The 4673-nt window shown below is 70.4% G+C and carries 4 protein-coding genes and 1 pseudogene; all 5 read left to right on the top strand.

The window, feature by feature from the left end:
* Positions 1-198, top strand: a pseudogene (locus K206_RS44000) (hypothetical protein); the annotation flags it as partial.
* 36 nt (positions 199-234) lie between these two features.
* Positions 235-2367: a glycine--tRNA ligase subunit beta gene (gene glyS, locus K206_RS0133180; RefSeq protein ID WP_020206607.1), complete on the top strand. Its 2133-nt coding sequence runs from the start codon at positions 235-237 to the stop codon at positions 2365-2367.
* A 27-nt stretch (positions 2368-2394) separates the two neighbouring features.
* Entirely contained in the window at positions 2395-2973 is a 579-nt protein-coding gene (gene gmhB, locus K206_RS0133185; protein ID WP_020206608.1) for a D-glycero-beta-D-manno-heptose 1,7-bisphosphate 7-phosphatase, read from the top strand.
* 34 nt (positions 2974-3007) lie between these two features.
* Positions 3008-3760 (top strand): 1-acyl-sn-glycerol-3-phosphate acyltransferase, encoded by a 753-nt coding sequence (locus K206_RS0133190; RefSeq protein ID WP_020206609.1) that lies wholly within the window; start codon positions 3008-3010, stop codon positions 3758-3760.
* Entirely contained in the window at positions 3757-4641 is an 885-nt protein-coding gene (locus K206_RS0133195) for a M48 family metallopeptidase (RefSeq protein ID WP_029044374.1), read from the top strand. Before K206_RS0133190 ends, K206_RS0133195 begins: the two co-directional genes overlap by 4 nt.
* Positions 4642-4673: the final 32 nt, after the last annotated feature.

Here is a 4673-nt window from a genome sequence, read left to right on the forward strand (position 1 = left end):
ATCCGCTACGACCGGCGCCTGCGCCGGCTCGACGCGCGCTTCTTCGCGCCGCGCCCGGGCGCGGGCGCGTCCGGCGCGCGCGGCAGCAGCCCCGCCGGCGCGGACACGCAGTGCGTGGCGACCACGCTGCAATTCCGCCAGCAGAACGGCCTGTGGCTGCTGTCCGGCGTAGAACCCACTACCGCACCGCGCTGCTGACGCGCAGCGCGTGCCCCAACTTGCTGGAAACGATTCATGTCGCAACTCCTGACCGATTCGAACGATACGCTGCTGATCGAGCTGTTCACCGAAGAGCTGCCGCCCAAGGCGCTGGCGCGCCTGGGCGAAGCCTTCGCGCAGGGCCTGTTCGCCGGCCTCTCGGCGCAGGGCCTGCTGGGTGACGGCGCGGCCGTGACCGCGTTCGCCACGCCGCGCCGCCTGGCCGCGCAAGTGACCCGCGTGCGCCGCAACGCGCCCGACCGCGAGCAGCGCGAGAAGGTGCTGCCGCTGTCGGTGGCGCTCGACGCCAACGGCGAGCCGACCCCGCCGCTGGCCAAGAAGCTGGCCGCGCTGGCCAGGTCGGTGGGCGTGGAATCGATCGACTGGCGCAGCCTGGAGCGCGCCTCCGACGGCAAGGCCGACGCCTTCTTCCACCGCTACACCGCGCGCGGCGCCGAGCTGGTCGCGGGCCTGCAGGCGGCGCTCGACGACACTATCGCCAAACTGCCCATCCCCAAGGTGATGAGCTACCAGCGCCCGGACGGCAGCACCGTGCACTTCGTGCGCCCCGCGCACCGCCTGATCGCGCTGCTGGGCGCCGAAGTCGTGCCGGTGACGGCGCTCGGCCTGCAGGCCGGCCGCACCACGCAGGGCCACCGCTTCCTGTCCGACGGCGCGATCGAGATCGCCCACGCCGGTGAATACGCCGCCGTGCTGGAAAGCCGGGGCCGCGTGCTGGCCGGCTACGCCGCGCGCCGCGAGCGCATCCGCGCCGCGCTGCTGGAACAGGCCGGCGACGACCGCGTCATCATGCCCGACGCGCTGCTCGACGAAGTCAACTCGCTGGTGGAATGGCCGGTGGTCTACGCCTGCCATTTCGAGGCAGCCTTCCTCGAAGTGCCGCAGGAATGCCTGATCCTGACCATGCAGACCAACCAGAAGTACTTCGCGCTGACCGACGCCGCCGGCCACCTGCGCAACCGCTTCCTGATCGTCTCCAACCTCGCCACCGACACGCCGCAGTCCATCATCACCGGCAACGAGCGCGTGGTGCGCCCGCGCCTGGCCGACGCTAAGTTCTTCTTCGACCAGGACCGCAAGAAGACCCTGGCCTCGCGCGTGCCGCAACTGGGCAGCGTGGTCTACCACAACAAGATCGGCTCGCAGCTCGACCGCGTGCAGCGCCTGCAGCAGATCGCCGGCCACATCGCCGACGCGCTGGCCGCGGCCGGCATCGCCGTGGACAAGGCCGCCGCCATGCGCGGCGCCGAGCTGGCCAAGGCCGACCTGCTGACCGACATGGTGGGCGAGTTCCCCGAGCTGCAGGGCACGATGGGCACCTACTACGCGCGCCACGACGGCGAGGCCGAGGAAGTGGCGCTGGCCTGCTCCGAGCACTACCGCCCGCGCTTCGCCGGCGACGCGCTGCCGGCCGGCCCGGTGAGCCTGGCCGTGGCGCTGGCCGACAAGCTCGAGACGCTGGTCGGCATCTGGGGCATCGGCCTGTCGCCGACCGGCGAGAAGGATCCGTTCGCGCTGCGCCGCCACGCGCTGGGCATCCTGCGCATGCTGGTGGAGACGCCGCTGCCGCTGGCGCTGGACACGCTGCTGGAGATCGCGCAGCAGTCGTTCGCCGGCATCGCCGCGGTCAAGCCCGCGCAGGACGCCATCGCCGACTTCCTCTACGACCGCCTGCGCGGCTACCTCAAGGACAGGGGCTACAGCACCAACGAGGTGGAAGCGGTGGTGAGCCAGCGCCCGCGGCGCCTGGACGACATCCTGGCCCGCCTGGAAGCGGTGCGCACCTTCGCCACGCTGCCGCAGGCCGAGGCGCTGGCCGCGGCCAACAAGCGCATCACCAACATCCTGCGCAAGAACACCGAGCCGGTGGGCCAGGTGCAGCCCGCGCTGCTGCAGGAAGCCGCCGAGAGCGCGCTGCATGCCGCCGTCGAGAGCGTGCGCCCGCAGGTGGAGGCCGCCTTCGCCGGCGGCGACTTCGCCGCCGCGCTGCGCGACCTGGCGCAGTTGCGCGACGCGGTGGACCGCTTCTTCAACGACGTCATGGTGATGGCCGAGGACGCGCAGCTGCGCGCCAACCGGCTCGCGCTGCTGGCCTCGCTGCACGTGCTGGCCAACCGTGTGGCCGACATCTCCAAGCTCGCCGCGTAGGCGGGCGCACCGAACCGGGAGACCATCATGCCGCAGACTCCGCCCAAGCTCGTCATCCTCGACCGCGACGGGGTGGTCAACCTCGACAGCGACCAGTTCATCAAGACGCCGGACGAATGGATCGCCATCGAAGGCAGCCTGGAAGCGATCGCCTCGCTCAACCAGGCCGGCTACCGCGTGGTGATCGTCAGCAACCAGTCCGGCATCGGCCGCGGCCTGTTCGAGATGAGCGCGCTCAACGCCATGCATGAAAAGATGCACAAGGCGCTGGCCCATCTCGGCGGGCGCGTCGACGCCGTGTTCTTCTGCCCGCATACCGCCGCCGACGGCTGCGACTGCCGCAAGCCCAAGCCCGGCATGCTGGAGCAGCTGGCCGAGCGCTTCGGCGTGGAGCTCAAGGGCGTGCCGCTGGTGGGCGACTCGCTGCGCGACCTCGAAGCCGGCGTGGCGGTGGCCTGCGCCCCGCACCTGGTGCTGACCGGCAAGGGCCGGGAAACCCTGGCCAAGGGCGGCCTGCCGGCCGGCACGCTGGTCCACGATGACCTGCGCGCGTTCGCGCGCTGGCTGCTCACCGGCGACGGCGCCCCGCGCCTGGCCGCCTCCTGAATCCCCTGCGCCCTTTCGCCCTTTCCCCGCACCGATGATCTTTCTCCGCTCCCTGCTGTTCGCGCTGTACCTGCTGGTGCTGACGCCGCCCTACGCCTGCGCGTGCTTCATCGCCTTTCCGTTCATGAGCGCCAACCGCCGCTACGCCTTCGTGCGCGGCTGGCCGCGGCTGGTGATCGCCGCTGCCACGCTGATCTGCGGCATCCGCTACCGCTTCGAGGGCTACGAGAACTTCGACGGCGTGCTCGACAAGCCGGTGGTGGTGCTGTCCAAGCACCAGTCGGCCTGGGAAACCGTGGCCTACGTCGCCACCATGCCCAAGCCGATGTGCTTCGTGTTCAAGCGCGAACTGCTGATGGTGCCGTTCTTCGGCTGGGCGCTGGGCATGCTCAAGATGGTGCACATCAACCGCAAGGAAGGCACGCGCGCGTTCGCCTCGGCCGTGCGCCAGGGCCGCGAGCGGCTGGCCGAGGGCGCCTGGATCATCATGTTCCCGGAAGGCACGCGCACGCCCGCGGGCATGGAAAAGCCGCGCTACAAGAGCGGCGGCGCGCGCCTGGCGGTGGAGGCCGGCGCGTGGGTGGTGCCGATCGCGGTCAACTCCGGCCGCCTGTGGCCGCGCAACGCCTTCATGAAGTACCCTGGCACCATCACGGTCTCCGTGGGCGCGCCGATTTCCTCGGCCAACAAGACCGCCGACCAGCTCAACCAGGAGGTGGAGACGTGGATCGAGCAAGATATGCGTAGAATCGACGCCCAGAGCTACCGGAGCCGCGAGCCCGCATGAAATTGCTGCGCCAATCCCCCGATGCCCCTGGTTCCCAGATGGAGCTGCCGCTGTCCGACGCCCTCGCGGGCGACGGCGCGGCATCCGGCGCGGCGCCGGGCGGATGCACACCGGCGCAGCCCCTCCTGCCCGGCGCCCAGCCCTGGCCGCTGCCGCAGCCCAACGCCCGGCGCCTGCAGGTGGGCGAACGCAGCGTGCACTACACGCTCAAGCGCTCGTCGCGCCGGACCATCGGCTTCACCGTCGACGACCGCGGCCTGTCCATCACCGCGCCGCGCTGGGTGACGCTGGCCGACATCGAATCCGCGATCCTCGAAAAGCAGCGCTGGATCTTCAACAAGCTCGGCGAGTGGCGGCACCGCGAAGCCCGGCGCGTGCTGCCCACCGTGCAATGGCGCGAAGGCGCCAGCCTGCCCTTCCTGGGCCAGGCCATCACGCTGCAGCTCGAGTCCCCCGCCGGCATCCTGCTGTTCGACGCCGACACCCGCGTGCTGCACCTCGCGCTGCCGCCGCACGCCGACGAGCAGCAGATCAAGGACCGCGTGCAGGGCTGGCTGCAGCATCAGGCCAGGCGCCTGCTGTCCCAGCGCCTGGACGTCTACGCCGAAAAGCTCGGCGTGCGGCACAGCGCGTTCGCGCTCACCTCCGCCGCCACGCGCTGGGGCAGTTGCACCGCCGACGGCAAGATCCGGCTGAACTGGCGGCTGATGCATTTTCCGATGTCGATGATCGACTATGTGGCGGCGCATGAGCTGGCGCATCTCAAGGAGATGAACCATAGTCCCAGGTTCTGGGATACGGTGGCGTCGATTTTTCCCGAGTTTCGGGATGCGAGGGCGCAGTTGCGGGCGCATCCGCCGGAGTTGTTGCCGACTTTTTGAAGGGGGTTTTGACGTCAGTCTGCTGAGCTTCA

The organism is Cupriavidus sp. WS (assembly GCF_000395345.1).
Taxonomy (GTDB): domain Bacteria; phylum Pseudomonadota; class Gammaproteobacteria; order Burkholderiales; family Burkholderiaceae; genus Cupriavidus; species Cupriavidus basilensis_B.